The sequence below is a fragment of the Flavobacterium caeni genome (assembly GCF_900101895.1).
GTDB classification, from domain to species: Bacteria; Bacteroidota; Bacteroidia; order Flavobacteriales; family Flavobacteriaceae; genus Flavobacterium; species Flavobacterium caeni.
In genome coordinates this window covers 127650-146093 of record NZ_FMVF01000003.1, presented here as the reverse complement: position 1 = coordinate 146093, position 18444 = coordinate 127650, and the positions used below count along the sequence as shown (strand labels likewise).

General features: G+C 51.7%; 16 protein-coding genes and 1 pseudogene. 14 read left to right on the top strand and 3 right to left on the bottom strand.

Annotation, left to right across the window (positions count from 1 at the left end; all coding sequences use genetic code 11):
- Position 1: 1 nt before the first annotated feature.
- The 3 genes from BLP55_RS03010 to bla all read left to right on the top strand — a co-directional run bounded on the left by BLP55_RS03010 (position 2) and on the right by bla (position 3213).
- Positions 2–958 (top strand): hypothetical protein, encoded by a 957-nt coding sequence (locus BLP55_RS03010; RefSeq protein WP_091140850.1) that lies wholly within the window; start codon positions 2–4, stop codon positions 956–958.
- An 83-nt stretch (positions 959–1041) separates the two neighbouring features.
- Positions 1042–2469, top strand: coding sequence for an L-serine ammonia-lyase (locus BLP55_RS03005; RefSeq protein WP_091140849.1), 1428 nt, complete (start codon positions 1042–1044; stop codon positions 2467–2469).
- Positions 2470–2481: 12 nt separating this feature from the next.
- Entirely contained in the window at positions 2482–3213 is a 732-nt protein-coding gene (gene bla, locus BLP55_RS03000) for a BlaB/IND/MUS family subclass B1 metallo-beta-lactamase (protein ID WP_091140848.1), read from the top strand.
- A gap of 10 nt (positions 3214–3223) precedes the next feature.
- On the opposite strand, the gene BLP55_RS02995 is transcribed toward bla, so the two are convergent.
- On the bottom strand, positions 3224–3658 hold the full coding sequence (locus BLP55_RS02995) for a nuclear transport factor 2 family protein (protein WP_091141048.1): 435 nt from the start codon (positions 3656–3658) through the stop codon (positions 3224–3226).
- A gap of 403 nt (positions 3659–4061) precedes the next feature.
- Here BLP55_RS02995 and panB point away from each other — a divergent pair, with 403 nt between their 5' ends.
- From panB to BLP55_RS02945, 9 genes and pseudogenes are all read left to right on the top strand, one after another.
- Positions 4062–4880, top strand: coding sequence for a 3-methyl-2-oxobutanoate hydroxymethyltransferase (gene panB, locus BLP55_RS02990; RefSeq protein WP_091140847.1), 819 nt, complete (start codon positions 4062–4064; stop codon positions 4878–4880).
- Between the two features lie 103 nt (positions 4881–4983).
- A complete protein-coding gene (locus tag BLP55_RS02985; RefSeq protein WP_091140846.1) occupies positions 4984–5697 on the top strand; it encodes an RluA family pseudouridine synthase in 714 nt (237 codons plus the stop codon).
- Between the two features lie 148 nt (positions 5698–5845).
- Positions 5846–7195: a hypothetical protein gene (locus BLP55_RS02980; protein ID WP_091140845.1), complete on the top strand. Its 1350-nt coding sequence runs from the start codon at positions 5846–5848 to the stop codon at positions 7193–7195.
- Positions 7196–7224: 29 nt separating this feature from the next.
- Positions 7225–8550 carry an aldehyde dehydrogenase gene (locus tag BLP55_RS02975; RefSeq protein WP_091140844.1) on the top strand — a complete coding sequence of 442 codons (1326 nt, stop codon included), beginning with the start codon at positions 7225–7227 and terminating at the stop codon, positions 8548–8550.
- A gap of 1 nt (position 8551) precedes the next feature.
- A complete protein-coding gene (locus BLP55_RS02970) occupies positions 8552–9358 on the top strand; it encodes a hypothetical protein (protein WP_091140843.1) in 807 nt (268 codons plus the stop codon).
- A gap of 89 nt (positions 9359–9447) precedes the next feature.
- On the top strand, positions 9448–12951 hold the full coding sequence (locus BLP55_RS02965; protein WP_091140842.1) for a PAS domain S-box protein: 3504 nt from the start codon (positions 9448–9450) through the stop codon (positions 12949–12951).
- 19 nt (positions 12952–12970) lie between these two features.
- Complete coding sequence (ypfJ, locus tag BLP55_RS02960) at positions 12971–13837, top strand: KPN_02809 family neutral zinc metallopeptidase (RefSeq protein ID WP_091140841.1); 867 nt, start codon at positions 12971–12973, stop codon at positions 13835–13837.
- A pseudogene (locus BLP55_RS17255) lies at positions 13834–14451 on the top strand (DUF998 domain-containing protein). The gene ypfJ and the pseudogene BLP55_RS17255 overlap by 4 nt, the downstream one beginning before the upstream one ends.
- 32 nt (positions 14452–14483) lie before the next feature.
- Complete coding sequence (locus BLP55_RS02945; protein ID WP_091140838.1) at positions 14484–14990, top strand: hypothetical protein; 507 nt, start codon at positions 14484–14486, stop codon at positions 14988–14990.
- On the opposite strand, the gene BLP55_RS02940 is transcribed toward BLP55_RS02945, so the two are convergent.
- Positions 14991–16037 (bottom strand): RluA family pseudouridine synthase, encoded by a 1047-nt coding sequence (locus BLP55_RS02940; protein WP_091140837.1) that lies wholly within the window; start codon positions 16035–16037, stop codon positions 14991–14993.
- Positions 16030–16650, bottom strand: a complete 621-nt coding sequence (locus tag BLP55_RS02935; RefSeq protein WP_091140836.1) for a PASTA domain-containing protein — start codon at positions 16648–16650, stop codon at positions 16030–16032. Before BLP55_RS02935 ends, BLP55_RS02940 begins: the two co-directional genes overlap by 8 nt.
- A gap of 238 nt (positions 16651–16888) precedes the next feature.
- Between BLP55_RS02935 and BLP55_RS02930 the strand changes: the two genes are divergently transcribed.
- Positions 16889–17878: a D-alanine--D-alanine ligase gene (locus tag BLP55_RS02930; RefSeq protein WP_091140835.1), complete on the top strand. Its 990-nt coding sequence runs from the start codon at positions 16889–16891 to the stop codon at positions 17876–17878.
- A gap of 84 nt (positions 17879–17962) precedes the next feature.
- Positions 17963–18421 carry a pantetheine-phosphate adenylyltransferase gene (coaD, locus tag BLP55_RS02925; protein ID WP_091140834.1) on the top strand — a complete coding sequence of 153 codons (459 nt, stop codon included), beginning with the start codon at positions 17963–17965 and terminating at the stop codon, positions 18419–18421.
- Positions 18422–18444 lie beyond the last annotated feature (23 nt).

Sequence of the window (18444 nt, the reverse complement as noted above, 5' to 3'; positions counted from 1 at the left end):
CATGAAAAAATTCCTTTTTCGCATCGCCCTGTTTTTCGTGCCTATAGTGTTTGTGGCTTATGCAATCGATATTTTTTTGTCTGAAAACCTCAAGCAATCGAATTCGTTCGCGAACAAGGAATATACAATTTGGAACGGTTTGATCGACGGCACAATCGATGAACCGATATTGATCTATGGCAGCTCGCGCGCATGGGTTCATTTCGACTCCCAAATGATCGAAGACTCGCTTGGGTTGGGCACCTACAACTTGGGGATTGACGGCCACAATTTCAGGATGCAGTATTTGCGTCATCGATTGGCGACAACCAACACGAAACCCAAACTGATTGTCCTGTCGGTAGACGATTTGAGTTTATTTACCCGCCCGGACCTTTACAATGCTGAGCAGTTCTTGCCGTATTTGCTTTGGAATACCGAGATTTGGAGCCGCATCCATCATTATAATGGATTCAGTTCCTATGACTATCTTTTGCCTTTGGTGCGTTACTATGGTCAATTGGATGCCGTTAAAGAAGTGATTCGATTGAAACGCACACCCGAAAAGAATCCTGTAATAAGATTGAAAGGCTATCAAGGACGAGATGCCCAATGGCTAGGTGACTTGAATAAGGTAAAACCTTTTGCCGCTCCTGTCGGCGAACTGGCCGATTTGTTTACCCAATTCCTCAAGGAATGTCAAGCGGCCGACATCAAAGTCATATTGGTCTATTCGCCACAGTATATCGAAGGCCAGTATTTGGTTACCAACCGAAAGGAAATTTTCAAGTTTTATCGCGATTGCAGCCGTCGATTCCATATTCCTTTTTTCGACTATTCGAACCATCCCCTATCGATGGATCGGGATAATTTCTACAATGCCATGCACCTCAATTTAAAAGGCTCTCGGTTGTTTACGCAAGACCTGATCCAAAAACTGAAACGAGAACCCTCGATTTCGACGATCCTTCAAAATTAATCAATTGAAGATATGGCAAAAAAAGCCTGTGATTTTAAGAATTTCACAACATTCGCGCTATATTTGTGACAAACTCCGTTGCTATGGAAGAATGTATCTCTGTTTTCGACATGCTCAAAATAGGCGTCGGGCCATCGAGCTCGCACACCCTCGGGCCTTGGCGTGCCGCCGAGCGGTTCCTGGCCGAGTTGCGCGACGAAAATTTGATGGCCAAAGTCGAACGTGTCAAGGTAGATTTATATGGCTCGCTGTCGCTTACGGGCAAGGGCCACGCCACCGATCTGGCCGTCATGCTTGGGCTGTCGGGGCAAGATCCTGAATACATCCCGGTCGAGAACATTTCGGGCATCATCAAATCGATAGAGGACAACCAGCAAATCAACCTGGGTAACGAAAAAACCATCCCGTTCTCGTTCCTGATGGACATCGTGTTCAACAAAAACTTCCTGCCATTCCACGCCAACGGCTTGATGTTCACTGCCTATCTTGACAATGATACCGAATACGCATCTACGTTCTACTCCATCGGCGGCGGGTTTGTCGTCAAGGAAGAACGCGTCAACGCCAAGAAAAAAAGCGCGATCAAATGCGCGTTTCCGTATCCGATCCAAAACGCCGAGGAATTGCTGCAATATGCCGTTGCGCAAAACCGCAAGATTTCCGACATCGTCCTCGACAACGAAAAATCGATGCGTTCCGAAGACGAAATCCACCGTGAACTGATGCGCATCTGGCATACCATGCTCGAATGCATGTACATCGGTTGCCATACCGAAGGCACGTTGCCTGGCGGGCTCAACGTACGCCGACGCGCGTTCGACATGCACCAGAACCTGATTGGGCTGGCCAACTATTCGACCCCGCAGGAGTGGCTCGAGACCATCCGCAAGACCGAGGTCAAATTCCGTCAAATCCTCAAATGGGTTTCGTGTTTTGCGCTGGCCGTCAACGAGGTCAATGCGGCGCTCGGTCGCGTGGTGACCGCGCCTACCAACGGCAGTTCGGGCGTGATTCCCGCCGTGCTCATGTATTATTGCGTGATCGAAAACCACCAGGCCTCGGAAGCCGAAATCAAGCAGTTTTTGATGGTGGCGGGCGAAATCGGCAGTATTTTCAAAAAAGGCTCGACCATTTCGGCGGCCATGGGCGGTTGCCAGGCAGAAATCGGCGTATCGTCGGCCATGGCGGCAGGTGCTTTGTGCGAAGTCATGGGCGGAACGCCAGAACAGGTACTCATGGCGGCCGAAATTGCGATGGAACACCACCTGGGCATGACGTGCGACCCGATTGGCGGACTCGTCCAAATCCCATGTATCGAACGCAATACGATGGGTGCGATCAAGGCCATCAACGCGGCCGAACTTGCGCTCGAAACCGATGCCAAGAACGCCAAAGTACCGCTCGACAAAGTCATCAATACCATGTGGCAGACGGCCAAGGACATGAACTCGAAATACAAGGAAACCTCCGAGGGCGGATTGGCCGTAGCCGTGAATATGGCCGATTGCTAGTTTTTATTTTAAATGTTGAATTTTAGATTTTGGATGACGATGCGTTGGTGGCTGCTGCTGTTGGTTTTCGATATGGCCCACGCGCAGCTCGACATCGCGCACCTTACGGGCAACCTCTACGTTTACACCACCTACCACGATTTGGGCGGCGAAAAACCGTACCCCGCCAACGGGACCTACCTTGTCACCGACCAAGGCGTTGCGCTTATCGATGCGCCGTGGGATTCCTCGCAAGCCCAACCGCTACTTGATTCCATCCAAAAAAAGCACGGTAAAAAGGTGTTGCTTTGCATCGCCACACATTTCCACGCCGACCGCACGGGGAGTTTTGACTACCTCCAATCGAAAGGCGTCAAGACCTACTCTTCCAAACAAACGCTCGAATTGTGTCGCAAATACAACGAACAACAGGCGCAATACACGTTCTCAAAAGATACTGTATTCATCATTGGAGGGCGTAAAATCGAAACGTTTTACCCCGGCCCTGGACACACCCAGGACAACATCGTCGTATGGTTTGAAAACGAGAAAGTGTTGCACGGCGGTTGTTTCGTCAAAAGCACCGACACCGACAATCTGGGGAACCTCGCCGACGCCGATGTGCGCCAATGGCCTAAATCGATCCGCCGCACGCTGGCCAAATTCCCGAATCCGTCCTACGTGATTCCGGGGCATGAAGGCTGGCAAAGCAATCAAGGATTACAGCATACCGCGCGGTTACTTACAGCGCACTTGAAACCCTAGTCATTAAACGTCAAGGCTTGCGACGCGTATCGATGCAGTAAACGATCATCCATTTGTCGCCTTCCTTGACCAGCTGGAACGAGTTGACGCCGGTATGGCTGAGCTTGCCGTTGACGTAGAATTCATAGGGGGTCCAGGCGTGCGCCATGCTTCCGTCGATTTGGATCTTGCACGAGAGCAACTTCTCGCCAAACGAAAAATCTTTGGGAACCGACGCCACCGAGCGGTAGAATTGCGCTGCATATTCGACCGAAAACACCGCGCCATCCTTGCGTTCGTCTACCGAATGTAAAACCATCGGCTTGGCCAACACCGACTTCATCTTGATGGTATCCTTTTGGTGCAGGCCTTCGAAAAAAGTATCGATCGACCTGCGTATATCGGCTTCCTGCGCGAACGTCAATTGCGCGAAGAGCAACAAAATAAAAAGGGAAAATTTGTTCATGATTTTGGGTAGTGAATCGTTTTGCATTGGTTTTTCCGGGTACGGGTTTCCGATTTTTTGGTCAAATAACAACTCTTTGGGGACATCATCTGAAACTTTAACAAAATGTACAGATTTTTACTTCGTACAGTTCGCCCTCCGGGCTCGGGTTTGTATCGGTGTCTCGCAGAATTGTCGTAGGGAATACCTTCTAAATCCCCTTCCCTACCGAAAAAATACAATTTTATCCCCTAACTCCTACAGATTTTCCCCATTTTTACATTTTCCCTTCGATCGCACCAATCCCATGTTCCAAAAACCGCAAATCCAACCATGCTTTACTTGCCCATCGGCATAATTTTCCGCGCCCGATGCCGCGGCATCAAAAACCATTTACTACTTTTACCATCCTAAAACAACACCTATGTCTGTCGCGAAAAAAGACTACAAGAAAGTAACCACCAAGTCGCTGATCGAAATGAAGGCCAACGGCGAGAAAATCTCGATGCTCACCGCCTACGATTTCACGATGGCCAAAATCGTAGACACCGCGGGCGTCGACGTGATCTTGGTAGGCGATTCGGCCTCGAACGTCATGGCGGGCCATGAAACAACGCTGCCCATCACGCTCGACCAAATGATTTACCACGCCTCGTCGGTGATCCGCGCCGTAGACCGCGCACTCGTGGTGGTCGATTTGCCGTTCGGCAGCTACCAATCCGACCCCAAAGAGGCGCTGCGTTCGTCCATCCGCATCATGAAAGAAAGCGGCGGGCACGCGGTAAAACTCGAAGGCGGCAGCGAAATCAAGGAATCCATCAAACGCATCCTCGCCGCAGGCATCCCCGTCATGGGGCACTTGGGGCTTACGCCGCAGTCGATCTACAAGTTCGGGACCTATACCGTACGGGCCAAGGAAGAAGCCGAGGCCGAAAAACTCGTCGAAGACGCGCAACTCCTCGAGCGCTTGGGCTGTTTTGCAATCGTACTCGAAAAAATCCCCGCCAAGCTCGCCCAGCGCGTGGCGCAAAGCATCTCGATCCCCGTGATCGGCATTGGTGCGGGCGGCGGCGTCGACGGCCAGGTGCTCGTAATCCACGACATGCTGGGCATGAACAACGAATTCAGCCCACGGTTCTTGCGCCGTTACCTCGATTTGTACGAACAAATGACGGGCGCGATCGGCAAATATGTCGAAGACGTGAAATCGGCAGACTTTCCGAACGAAAAGGAACAATATTAATCATTTTCTATTTTTACTATTTATTAGGGCGTTGCCTGCGGCCCGGGCTGTACGCGGTGCGCGGCACCTTGCTCCCATCCCTAACGCGGCCCTGTCTTCCTTTATGAAAATCGTTTCAAACAAGACCAACCTGCAAATCCTGTTCGAAGACAACCACATCATCGTGGTCAACAAGCGCGTGGGCGACATCGTGCAGGGCGACAAAACCGGCGACAAACCCCTGTCGGACGTGGTCAAGGAATACCTCAAGGACAAATACAACAAACCCGGCGAAGTGTTCTTGGGTGTCGTGCATCGATTGGACAGACCTACTACCGGCATCGTCGTTTTTGCTAGGACATCCAAGGCCCTTACACGGCTCAACGATTTGTTCAAGAACCGCGAGACGCAAAAAACCTACTGGGCCGTCGTCAAAAACCAACCTGCAAAAACGCAGGACAAACTGATACATTACCTCAAGCGCAACGAAAAAAACAACACCTCCAAGGCGCACGAAAAAGAAGTCCCCGACAGCAAAATGGCAAGCCTCGACTACAAAGTCATTGCCTCGCTGCAAAGCTACTGCGCGCTCGAAATCGACCTGCATACGGGGCGTCACCACCAAATCCGTGCGCAACTCGCGGCCATCGGCAGCCCCATCAAAGGCGATTTGAAATACGGCGCCGACCGCAGCAACCCAGACGGCGGCATCCACCTGCACGCGCGCAAACTGCACTTCGTGCATCCCGTTTCGAAAGAAAATCTTACGCTGATCGCCCCGGTGCCCGACGAAACCGTATGGCGCGCCGTCGATAGGGAAACGCCTAATACCCACTAGGCAAACCCATAACATTCTTTGCTGTAAAACGTTATTATTTTACCGTCATCCCAATCTGCGGACAAATAATTTGTCGTGAGGTAGGGAAAGTGCGGCCCAAGATGTCCCCACAAAAACAAAACCAATGTCGAATCTAAAACTATTTGCCATGAAAAAAATGCTTTGTCTTTTACTCGGACTTCTTTCCCAAGCGAACTTCGCGCAAGAACATTACGCGGGCATCAACACCTCGCAACGCGGCGGGATCATCAACGCTGGGGTGAACCCCGCCGAACTCGTGAACCTCAATGCCCGCTATGACATCCACGTCATTTCGATAAGCGCCAAGGCGTCGAACAGCGAACTCGGCTTCAGCGACCTTGTGGGTGGCGGCGATTTTGCCGACAAACTGTTCACCGGCAACACTGCCGTCGACTTGCGGATGGACGCCCAAATTACCGGCCCCGGCATCGCCTGGAACAGCCAACGCTGGGCATTTGCCTTTACCACCAAGGGCCACGCCAAACTCGATCTGGTTGATGTAGACGCCAACCTTGGCGACGCGCTCACCAACAGCGCAATAGATTCGTATTTGAGCGGATCGTCGGTGATCGCCAACAGCAACAACCAACGCTTGGCGGGAACCAGCTGGGGCGAGGTCGCATTTTCTGCGGCAACGATCCTGTTCGAAGATGCAACGCACAAACTCAACCTCGGGGCTTCGGTAAAACTGTTGTTTCCAGGCTCGTACGCGAACTTTGGCGCGAACGAGTTTTCGGGTACGGTGCACAACGAATTCGGCGAAGTCAGCCTGACCAATGCACAGGCCAACCTGAACATCGCATACTCGGGCAACCTGGGCGACGACTTTAGCCAGTTTGGCGATTACGCGAGCTCGTTGTTCGGCAAACCCAACGGCGTTGCGGCCGACATTGGTGTCAACTACCGTCTGAAAGATGCCGAAGAAGGGCACTACAAACTCAACGTGGGCGTGGCCGTCAAGAACATTGGCAGCATGAAATTCAAATCGAACGACAATTCCGATACGAATTATGTGCTGTCGGTACAAGGCACCGATACGCTCGGATTGAACCAATTCCAGGGCGCCCAAAGTCTCAGGGAAATTGAAAGCCTGTTGCTCGCGAGCGGCTTTTTGAACAAAACGGTGGCCGAACGCAAATCGTTCAAGGTGACGCTGCCCACCGTCCTGACCGCCTACGCCGACCTCAAGATCGTGCCCCAATTCTACGTCACCGCATTCGCACAGCTCAAAATGCGCAAAGACGAGGAGAACACACAAATCGCGGGGCAAAACGTCTTTTCGCTCACACCGCGATTTACCACGCGTACCATCGAGGTCTATTTGCCGATGTCGTCGAGTGAATTCTCGGGATTTGCCACGGGTCTCGGGTTTAGGGCGTATGGCTTTTTCATCGGATCGGGTTCGGTGATCACCGCTTTGCTGTCCGACGCCAAGCAAGCCGACGCCTATATCGGATACGGTTTCCAATTCGATTAAATTTGCTACATTTGGGCGTGATCCCGCCAATGAATTTCCAAACCGACGTCCAGTTCCGCAAAAAGGTGCTCACGCAGTTGCTGCACCACATTGCCACGCGCGAAACCGAAATCTTGTCGGCGTTGCAAAAAGACTTCGGGAAACCCGCGTTCGAAGGGTTGGTGACCGAGACGTTTATCGTGACGTCAGAACTCAAAAAAACGATCAAAAACCTGAACCGCTGGGCGCGTCCGCAACGCGTTTGGCCTTCGCTGCTCAACTTCCCGTCTACCGATTGGATTTACCGCGAGCCCTACGGCAAGGTGCTGGTCATCGCGCCGTGGAATTATCCGTTCCAGCTCGCGATGTGTCCGCTGATTGCGGCAGTGGCGGCGGGCAATTCTGTGACGCTCAAACCGTCGGAACTCACACCCCACACCGCGGCGCTGATCGCCGAAATCGTGCGGATTACGTTTTCGCCCAACCATGTCGAAGTGTACCAAGGCGGCGCCGAGGTCTCGCAAAAATTGCTCACGCACCGTTGGGATTACATTTTTTTTACGGGCAGCGTGGCCGTGGGCAAATTGGTCGCCAAGGCCGCGGCCGAGCACCTGACACCCGTGACGCTCGAACTGGGCGGCAAGAACCCGTGTATCATCGATGCGACGGCCAATCTCGCGCTTGCCGCGCGACGCATCGTTTGGGGCAAATTCCTCAACGCCGGACAAACCTGTATAGCGCCCGACTATTTGCTGATCCAGAACAAGGTCAAGACGCGTTTCATCGATTTGCTCAAAACCGAAATCGAACGGGCCTATGGTACTAATCCCAAGCAATCGCCCGACTTCCCGAGAATCATCAACGACAAAAACTGGAGCCGTCTGCTCGATTTGATCGACACCGATAAAATCCTGTACGGCGGCGAATCCGACGCAGCCGAACGCTACCTTGCCCCTACGCTGATCGACGAACCCACGCTCGAAAGCGCCGTCATGCAAGACGAGATTTTTGGCCCTATCCTGCCCATCCTTTCGTATGAAACCGAAGACGAAATCGCAACCGTTATTTCGCGTTACGAGAAACCCTTGTCTTTGTACGCCTTTGGCAACAGCGGCTTTACGCGCAAAATGATGAAACGTTTTTCGTTTGGCAACGGCAGCATCAACGACACCGTGGTGCAGTTCGGCAATGCGCGCTTGCCGTTTGGCGGCGTCGGACATTCGGGCATGGGCGCCTACCATGGACGGTACAGCTTCGAGACTTTTTCGCACCGCAAGCCCATCGTCAAAAAGGCCAACTGGCTTGACTTGCCGATGCGGTACGCCCCTTATTCCGACAAATTCACAACCATACGCAAACTTTTAAAATGGCTTTGACATGAGAACCATCAAAAACCGCATCGAAGAAATAAAAACCAACGGTTACACCTTTAGCTTTGACGACACCCTGAACCGTGCGTTTGCCGCCTACAAAGCCATCGCGTTGCCTGGCGGGATTGTATTCTTGCTGTTTGGCATCGTCTATTTTGCGGTGATGTCGATGACGGCGGCGAGCACGCTCGACATGAGTCGCGTGACGCCAGATATGAATTTTGAGGAAATGCTCAAGGAACTCCAGTTTCAGCTCGAGCACCAAACACTGCAACACAAAGTCATCGACGGGCTGTCGCGCATCTTGCTGGGCGCCTTGTCGATACCGCTGTCGGCGGGATTGATAAGGATGTGTTATGACTTCGAAAAAGGCCAAGAGATCAGTTTGGGCAGTGCCTTCCAGTACTACAAAGGGGCACATTTCTCGGACTTGTTTGTGGCCGGATTCGTCATCAACCTGGTGACTTTTGCCGCGGCGCTCGGGTCGGAATATTTGTTGCCGTTGTCGCCGGGGGTCACGTTGGTATTGTTCCTGTTGATCATTGCCGTATCGATCCTGACCACGTTGTTCGTTCCGTTGATCATCTTTGGCGACCAATCCCCTATCGAGTCGATTGTTTCGAGCGCCGTGGTGGTCTCGCGAAAGTTTTGGCCGATCCTTTTTTTGTTGCTGGTTTGCGGCATCATCGCACTGTTGGGGCTGCTGGCGTGCTGTATCGGCCTGTTCTTTACCTTGCCGATTGTGTCGGCGTGCCAGTATGCGATCTATGCCCAATCGGTTGGCATCGACGACGCTACGACCGAACCGAGTTAAGAAAATGTTAATAACTGGCGTTAATTTTGTTGCGGTTTTGTTGTGGTGAACGGGCTGTTTTGCTATTTTAGCCACTATATTGCCACAACATGCCAGCAAACCTACAATTGATTTCGTTGCCCATCAAAAGCATCGGTTCCGTAACAGAATGGCCTCTTTTTGTTGCGCTTCACAATCCGAATCTTTCGCTTTTTGACATTAAGTTGATGATTCTCATCGCGTTGGTCTTGCTCGCGATTGCGCTTTTGTACTTTACGCTTCGCAAAAACTCCAAATACAGCAAGGACTTCGACAAGTTCCTGTTTGCCAACGAAATCGTCAACAAAGGCAACTCGCTCACGATTGCCACCAACAAAAAGGGCGAGGTCACGTTTTGCAGCGAAACCATCGAGTCGATATTGGGCTATACCGTGGCCGAATCGATGGGGCTTGGCTTTTGGAGCCTTACCGAAGACCCGGAGTTCGTCGGCGAAGCCTACCATGAAAACTATGTAGACGAACGGCTCCACGTGCGCAAACTCAAATGCAAAAACGGCGAATACAAGTACATCCAGTGGAAAGATAAGAAGTACAACGAAGACCTCGTGATCGGGATAGGCCAAGACGTTACCCAGCAAATCATGATGCAGGACCAGTACCGCAGCTTGGTACAATCGGCCAACGACATCATCTTCGAAACCAACAAACGTGGGCAGTTTACGTTTATCAACGATTTTGCCGAGAAAACGCTCGGCATCACCCAAAAAGAAATGCTCAACAAGCATTTTTCGTCGTTCATCCGCCCCGATCATGTGGGCCGTGTGAGCGAATTCTTCACCGAGATCGACAACCAGAAAACCATCGAATTCCCGGCCATCAAAACCACCGGTGAGGAAATCTGGCTTTCGCAAAAAGTCAATTCGCGCAAGGATTCGGCGGGCGAAGTCATCGGCTATTCGGCCATTGCGCGCGACATCACCCTGTTCAAAAACGTCGAGAACGATCGACTGCGCCGCCAGGAAAAAACGCAACGGTACAACGATGCACTCAAGGCATTCGCGGCCAAAAGTTATTCGGGCACGCAGCTCGACGATATTTTGCGCAGCATACTCGAAACCACCACCAAAACGCTCGATGTAGACCGCGCCAGTTACTGGATTTATGGGCAGGACCATATTCGGTGTCAAAATCTTTACGAGCGTCACAAGGACAAGTTTGAAAAAGGATTCAAATTGCGCCGCGCCGATTATCCGTATTATTTTTCGACGATCGAAAGCGAAATCCAGATCGTGGCGCCCGATGTCAGGCTCAATCCGATGACCAAGGAATTGTGCGTAGACTATGTCGACAAGAACAATATTTGTTCGTTGCTCGACACGCCCGTGATGATAGACGGGACGCTGACCGGCATCGTCAGTTTCGAAGCCACGGGCAAGATCCGCGATTGGGACGCCGAAGACATCACGTTTGCCCGGTCGGTATCCGATTTGATCATCATCGCCATCGAATCGCAAACAAGACTCGAAGTCGAACAGCGCCTCGCCTACAAAAGCGATTTGCTTACGGCCATGGCGGCGTGTACCGACAAATTCCTCAGCAGCAAGACCAAGGACGAAATCTTTAAGGACACGTTTCCGATCATTGCCGAGGCGACGGGCGCGCACCACATGTACTATTACGAAAACGATCCGCAAACCAGCCTGATCAGGCAACAGTACAAATGGGGCAAACAGGATTTGGTTTTGCAGATTACGCCGCTACAGTATTTCACGCACGAAAAACTGGACGAAGTGGTGCAAAACGTAAAACAGCGCAAGCCGTTCACCACCATCACGAGCCAGTTGGACGACACTTTTTTCAGGCAGTTGCTTGTAGCCAACGACATCAAGTCGATCCTGGTGTTGCCGATTTTCATCAAGGATGAATTTACGGGTTTCATTGGGCTCGACGATTGCAGCGAAGAGCGCATCTGGAACGAAGACGAAATCAAGATCCTACACACGATGGCGGGCAACTTTGCCGCATCGATCGAACGCCTGAACAACGAACGTGCGATTTACGAGAGCGAGGAGAAATTTCGATTGCTGGCCAACAACATCCCGGGCACGGTGTACTTGTCCAAATACGACGAACGCTGGAGCAAGGTGTACCTCAATGACGAGATCGAGAAGCTCACGGGGTATCCCAAATCCGATTTTATCGAAAACAAAATTTCGTTTGTCGACCTGATCCATCCCGAAGACCGCCAACGTACGCTTGCCGAAGACCGGCTGGCCATCGACAACGGCAATCCCATCCATTCGGTGTACCGCATTTTGCGCGCCGATGGCAAGGAGGTTTGGGTCGAAGAGTTTGGCGAACCCATCTACAAGGACGGCGAGATTACATTCGTCGAAGGTATTTTCATCGACATCACCGAACGCAAACTTTCTGAAACGGCCGTCAAACAAAAAGAAATCGCCGAGGCCGCCAACAAGGCCAAAAGCGAATTCCTGGCCAACATGAGCCACGAGATCCGTACGCCGCTCAACGGTATCATCGGGTTTACCGACCTGCTCATGAACACCAAGCTCGAGGACATCCAAAAACAGTACATGGGCACGGTGAACCAATCGGCGCATTTGCTCATGGAAGTCATCAGCAACATCCTTGATTTCTCGAAGATTGAATCGGGCAAATTGGAGCTCGACATCGAAAAATATGATATATTTGTGATAGCGAACCAGGCCATGGAGTTGGTTTCGTATGAGTCGAAGCTCAAACAACTCGAGCTCGTATTGAACATTGGCGAGGGCGTGCCGCGTTTTGTCAAGACCGATTACATTCGTCTGAAGCAAATTTTGATCAACCTGCTCAGCAATGCGGTCAAATTTACCGAGCAAGGCAAAATTGTCTTCGGCATCGATGTGGTGTCGAAACAGCAACAAAGCGCCACGTTGCGTTTTTCGGTCAAGGACACCGGCATCGGCATCCAAAGGGCGAACCAGGAGAAGATCTTCGACGCCTTTTCGCAGGAAGATACCTCGACGACCAAAAAATTCGGCGGTACGGGACTCGGTCTTTCGATATCGAACCAGTTGCTCGGGTTGATGGACAGCAAATTGCAACTCGAAAGCCATTACGGACAGGGCAGCGAATTCTTTTTTGAAGTCACGTTCGAAACGGCCGATGAAGCGGGAGCGAACCACACCGAATCGGCCCCGCCAATCGAAACGACACCCGAAAAAATGGTGGTCGAACACGAAACCATCAAGGTGCTCATCGCCGAAGACAACAAAATCAACATGTTGCTGGCCAAAACGTTGATCAAACAAATTGTCCCGATGGCGATGCTCATCGAGGCCTTTGACGGCAAGGAAGCGGTAGAAAAATACACGGCGGAGCGCCCGGACATTGTGTTCATGGACATACAGATGCCGGTCATGAACGGTTACGAGGCATCGCAGGAGATACGAAAAATACAAACCGAGCACGTACCCATCATTGCACTCACCGCGGGAACGGTCATCGGCGAACGCGAAAAATGCCTCGAGGCAGGCATGGACGATTACGCGGCCAAGCCGATCGTGAGGAAAACCATCGAACAAATCCTATCCAACTGGATCAAAGTATAAACAACTAAATACGAAAATTATGAAGTGGTCAGGCAGAAGAGAAAGCGGCAACGTAGAAGACCGCAGGAGTATTTCCGGCGGAAAAGTGGCCTTGGGTGGCGGCGTCATTGGCATCGTCGTCGTATTGATCAGCATGTTCATGGGCAACGGCGATACCACGCAATTGCTCGAACAGGTGCAGCAAATGCAGCAACAACAAGGACAAACCGAATCGGTACCGCTTTCGGCCGAAGACGAAAAAATGGGTCGCTTTGTCAAGGTTGTGCTCGCCGACACCGAAGATGCCTGGCACCAGATTTTCAAGGAAAACGGCATGACCTACGAAGAACCGCAATTGGTGTTGTTCCGCAACAGCGTGCAAACGGCGTGCGGCGGCGCCTCGTCGGCTTCGGGGCCGTTCTATTGCCCGGGCGATAAAAAAGTGTACATGGACTTGGCTTTTTTCGAGGAACTGCAAACGCGTTTCGGGGCCAAGGGCGGCGACTTTGCGATCGCCTATGTGATCGCGCACGAGGTGGGTCACCACGTACAGACACTTTTGGGCACTTCGGCCAAGATGCGCCAACGACAACAAGGGCTTTCAGAAGCCGATGCCAATAAATTATCGGTGGCGCTCGAACTCCAGGCCGATTTTTACGCCGGTCTTTGGGCACACTACGGACAGGAAAAAAACCAATTCTTGGAATCGGGCGATATAGAGGAAGCACTCAGCGCCGCGCATGCCGTAGGCGACGACGCCATCCAAAAGAAAATGCAAGGTCAGGTTGTCCCCGACTCCTTTACGCACGGCTCGTCGGAGCAACGCATGTATTGGTTCAAACGCGGCTTTGAATCGGGCGATGTAAGCCAGGGCAACACCTTTGCGCAAATGGGGCTTTCCCTGTGATCGGAAAATGGGCGGGCGCGCTGGGTTTTCTCGGCGTCTTGCTTTTTGTAAGCGGCGTCATCCTGGGCGGACAATCGATCCCCGGGTATGACCATGCGGCACAACTCATCAGCGAATCGTATGCGATGGGCACGCCTTTGGGCGAAACCCTGCGGTTTTATGTGTACATCCCAAGTGGTATCTGCTTGTTCCTGTTTGCGGTGCTGGCCATCCTGAAACTTCCGAAACATCCCGGAACCACCATCGGTCTTGGTGTGGTTGGCGTGTGATACGGACTGGCCACGGCTACGGTCGCTATCTTTCCGTGCGATGCGGGCTGCAACAAGGAATTCATCGACCCGACGCTTTCGCAATTCATACACAATCTTGTGGGCGCGCTCACCTATCTTACCGTACCGCTTGCCGTACTCGCACTTGGGTTTGTGTCGCACCGCTGGCCCAATGCAGAAAGACTCTCCCGTTGGGGCATCGGCTGCGGAGCGACGGCGCTTGTTTTTGTGGCGGTGCTTTTCGTGCAACCCGACAGCGCTTGGACCGGGCTGTTCCAACGCATCGTAGAAGGTTCGATTTTGTTGTGGATCTTGGTCTGCTCGCGTTATTTGATCAGGAATTGAACGCGTTTCGTATCTTTACGAAAACAACCGCTATGAAAAAACTGATTTGCCTGTGCGCGCTTGTCGCATATACAGCGAGCAATGCCCAGGAGTCAAACCTGCACCCCGAACGTTCGGGATTCATCCTTCGCGTGCCGCGTAATGTCAAGCAAACTTACGTGCAACAGGTCAATCCAGGGCCTTATTTTGCGCAAGACAAAATCCTGCAATTGTATCCGCATGAAAAAGTATGGATCGAAGTCGAAATCAAGGCCGATACGGTTTATTCGATGACCTCCGTCAAGGAAAATCTTCATCCCGAAAAAACGCTCGAAATCGAATTCTGTCAAACCGTCGAAAAAGGTACGGCAAAACCCACGCAGGTTTGGATCAAGAATCCGTTCGACCGCAAACTCGTCTACAACAGCCTCGTCTATTCGATCGAGGACAGCAAATGGCAAAGCGATTCGCACACGGCCAAAGCCAAGTGGTCCAGCAACGAAATCTGGAGAAAGGAAACGATCAGCTCGGTGGTGATGAAGGATTGGAAATTCGAATAATTAGGCTTCCTCCTCGTCTATTTCATGGTTTTTCGAATACCCGCGCCATTTTTCGATGAGCTCGTGCATGTCTTGCGGCAACGCGGTATCAAAACGCATCATCTCGCCGGTGGTGGGATGCACAAAACCGAGTGTCTTGGCGTGTAGCGCCTGACGCGGCATGACTTTGAAACAGTTGTCGATGAACTGTTTGTATTTGGTAAACGTCGTGCCCTTCAGGATCAAATCGCCGCCATAGCGCGCATCGTTAAAGAGCGGATGCCCGATCGACTTCATGTGCGCACGGATCTGGTGCGTACGCCCGGTCTCGAGCACACACGACACCAGCGTCACGTAGCCAAAACGTTCGAGTACACTGTAATGTGTCACGGCAGGTTTTCCCATATTCGGGTCGTCGTAAAGCGCCATCTGCATGCGGTCTTTGACATGGCGTCCGATGTAACCGCCCAACGTACCTTGGTCTTCTTTGACATTGCCCCAGACCATCGCCACATATTCGCGCTCGGTGGTTTTCTTTTCGAACTGCAACGCCAAATGCGTCAACGCGCTTTCGGTCTTGGCGATGACCAAAAGCCCCGTCGTGTCTTTGTCGATGCGGTGCACGAGCCCCGGACGATTGCTCGAATTCATCGGTAGATCCTTGAAATGGAACGCCAGCGCATTGACCAGCGTACCGGTATAATTGCCGTGGCCGGGATGCACGACCAGGCCTGCGGGTTTGTTGATCACGAGCAGTTGGTCGTCTTCGTAGACGATGTCGAGCGGAATGTCTTCGGGATCAATACGGTTCTCGAACGGCGGATGCTCGAGCAAAATGCGGATCACATCGAACGGTTTGACCTTGTAATTTGACTTGATGGGCAAATCGTTGACATAGACGTTGCCATTGTCGGCCGCCTTTTGGATTTTGTTGCGCGTCACATTGGGCATGATTTGCATCAGGTATTTGTCGATGCGCAAAAATGCTTGGCCTTTGGGCACCTCAAACTTGAAATGCTCGAACAGGTCGTCGTCTAGCAACTCCTGGTTTTCGATTTCATCATTCATCGGCCGATGGTTCATTGCTGGTGGAATCTTTTTTGTCAAGGTCAAGCCCGCCTTCGTCGAAAGCCACTTTGCCGTCGCCGAGCAGCAAGTCGATCTTCGAAGATTTGAGCACCTTGTCGCCCGGATTGAGCTTCTTTCCGTTGAAGAACATCCCCAACACCATGTCCTTGCCCAAGTAGGGCTTGTAGGTGATTTTCCCTTCCTCGAGCCCAAGGGCCTTGAGCGTAGGAACGGCTTGTCGGTATGTTTTTTCGATCAGGTTCGGAATGCGTACGGTAGTAAACCCCGACGAATTGACCTTGATGTAAATCTTGCGGTCTTCCTTGACTTTCGCGCCTGCAATCGGGTCTTGCTCCACCACCGAATGTTTCGGGAATTCCTTCCTGAAATCGACGCTGTCGAGCAACACATAACCCAAATCGAGTGCGTCGAGCTTTTCCTCTACCTGTTGTTCGCTCAGGCCGCGCAAATCGGGCACCGTGATCTCGTGTCCGTGGTCGGTGGTATAGGTAAGCCAATGCATAAACAGGTATCCGACAACGGCGATGATACCCAGGGCGATCGCGAGCTGGATGAAAAAGGTCTTGCTGGTCAAGAAGTTGCGTAATGTCATAAAAGTCGTTTTATCGCGCGGCAAACGCGGGTGTCGCAAAGATATAAATTGTAAAGGTTTCTCGTTTGGTTTCGGTAAAAAATGATAATTTTGTTTGGGAGCTTTTACCCGCTATTCGTTGCAATCTTTTGCTTTCTTAGCATCAAGCAAAAGGATTTCCACTGCTATCGGGGCTAGGCTTCAGAACCACAAATACGTTCCCAAAAAGTCCGAACCCTATATCCTTAAACCACAATCCATGAAAAATATTGCAGTCGTCATGGGCGGCTACTCCGACGAATCGGTCATTTCGCTCCGCAGCGGACAACTCATCCTGAACAACCTCGACCGTTCTAAATACAACGTCTTTGAAGTGCACATCTTGCGCGACGGCTGGAACGTGCTGGTCGACGGCCGGAAATTTCCGATCGACAAAAGCGATTTTTCGATCACCAAAAACGGCCAAAAAATCACATTCGACGCCATTGCGAACACCGTACACGGCACGCCGGGCGAAGACGGCCACCTGCAGGCGTATTGGGAATTGCTCGAGATCCCGTACACCGGATGCGGTTTTTACCAATCGTCGCTTACGTTCAACAAACGCGACACATTGTCGGTTTTGTCCAAGTTCAACATCCCCAAGGCCAATTCGATCTATTTGTCCAAAGGCGATCAGGTTTCGGGCGAAGAAATCGTCGCCAAACTGGGCTTGCCGTTTTTCGTCAAACCCAACCAATCGGGCAGCTCGTTGGGCGTTTCAAAGGTGAACGACCTATCGCAACTCAAAAAAGCGCTGTCGTTTGCGTTTGCCGAAGACGACGACATCCTGGTCGAATCGTTCCTCAAAGGCACCGAAATATCGGTGGGTGTACTCAACTATCTTGGGAAAACGACGGTGTTGGGCATTACCGAAATCGTCTCGCAAAACGACTTTTTCGATTACGAGGCCAAATACCAAGGCAAATCCGAAGAGATCACCCCTGCCCGACTCTCGGCCGAAGTCGAGCAAAAAGTACGTGAAACGGCCGCCAAGGTATATGATTCACTGGGCATGTCGGGGTTTTCGCGCGCCGATTTCATCGTCATGGACAACATTCCGCATTTCATCGAAATCAATACCAACCCGGGGCTGTCGCCGCAAAGCATCTTCCCGCAACAGGCCGCGCACGCCAACCTTTCGTTTTCGGATTTGCTCGACAGCGAAATCGAACTGGCCATGCGGCGCAAGTTGCTGTGGAAACGATAGCACCATGCCATTGCAAGGAAGCGCGGTGCTAAAAACGCTTGCATCGGCTGAATTATTTGTTACCTTTGGGTATAACCCGCACCTATGAGAAAAGCGATATTTCCCGGTTCGTTCGACCCCATCACCAACGGACATTACGACATCATTAAACGCGCCATTCCGCTGTTCGATGAAATTGTGGTGGCCATTGGCATCAACGCCGACAAAAAATACATGTTTACGTTGGACGAACGCAAGCGGTTCATCGAAGAGGCTTTTGCCGACTATCCGAGCGTTTCGGTGGTGACCTACGAGGGGCTGACGATCGATTTGTGCAAACGCGAAAAAGCGGGTTTTATCCTGCGCGGGCTGCGCAATCCGGCCGACTTTGAGTTCGAGAAGGCGATCGCACACACCAACCGTTTGCTCTCGAAGATCGAGACGGTGTTTTTGTTGACTGCGGCCAAGACTTCGTACATCAGTTCGAGTATTGTTCGGGATGTCATCAGAAACGGCGGCGATTATACGGTTTTGGTGCCTGATTCGGTGCGGTTGAAGCAATAATTTGGATTGAAAATCGAAGTTTA

Coding starts and splice junctions, on each gene's coding strand:
- BLP55_RS03010 (WP_091140850.1), top strand. CDS start 2: ATGAAAAAATTCCTTTTTCGCATCGCCCTGTTTTTCGTGCCTATAGTG.
- ypfJ (WP_091140841.1), top strand. CDS start 12,971: ATGAAGTGGTCAGGCAGAAGAGAAAGCGGCAACGTAGAAGACCGCAGG.
- BLP55_RS02930 (WP_091140835.1), top strand. CDS start 16,889: ATGAAAAATATTGCAGTCGTCATGGGCGGCTACTCCGACGAATCGGTC.
- panB (WP_091140847.1), top strand. CDS start 4,062: ATGTCTGTCGCGAAAAAAGACTACAAGAAAGTAACCACCAAGTCGCTG.
- BLP55_RS02970 (WP_091140843.1), top strand. CDS start 8,552: ATGAGAACCATCAAAAACCGCATCGAAGAAATAAAAACCAACGGTTAC.
- BLP55_RS02995 (WP_091141048.1), bottom strand. CDS start 3,658: ATGAACAAATTTTCCCTTTTTATTTTGTTGCTCTTCGCGCAATTGACG.
- BLP55_RS03005 (WP_091140849.1), top strand. CDS start 1,042: ATGGAAGAATGTATCTCTGTTTTCGACATGCTCAAAATAGGCGTCGGG.
- BLP55_RS02935 (WP_091140836.1), bottom strand. CDS start 16,650: ATGACATTACGCAACTTCTTGACCAGCAAGACCTTTTTCATCCAGCTC.
- bla (WP_091140848.1), top strand. CDS start 2,482: ATGTTGAATTTTAGATTTTGGATGACGATGCGTTGGTGGCTGCTGCTG.
- BLP55_RS02975 (WP_091140844.1), top strand. CDS start 7,225: ATGAATTTCCAAACCGACGTCCAGTTCCGCAAAAAGGTGCTCACGCAG.
- BLP55_RS02980 (WP_091140845.1), top strand. CDS start 5,846: ATGAAAAAAATGCTTTGTCTTTTACTCGGACTTCTTTCCCAAGCGAAC.
- BLP55_RS02985 (WP_091140846.1), top strand. CDS start 4,984: ATGAAAATCGTTTCAAACAAGACCAACCTGCAAATCCTGTTCGAAGAC.
- BLP55_RS02940 (WP_091140837.1), bottom strand. CDS start 16,037: ATGAATGATGAAATCGAAAACCAGGAGTTGCTAGACGACGACCTGTTC.
- coaD (WP_091140834.1), top strand. CDS start 17,963: ATGAGAAAAGCGATATTTCCCGGTTCGTTCGACCCCATCACCAACGGA.
- BLP55_RS02965 (WP_091140842.1), top strand. CDS start 9,448: ATGCCAGCAAACCTACAATTGATTTCGTTGCCCATCAAAAGCATCGGT.
- BLP55_RS02945 (WP_091140838.1), top strand. CDS start 14,484: ATGAAAAAACTGATTTGCCTGTGCGCGCTTGTCGCATATACAGCGAGC.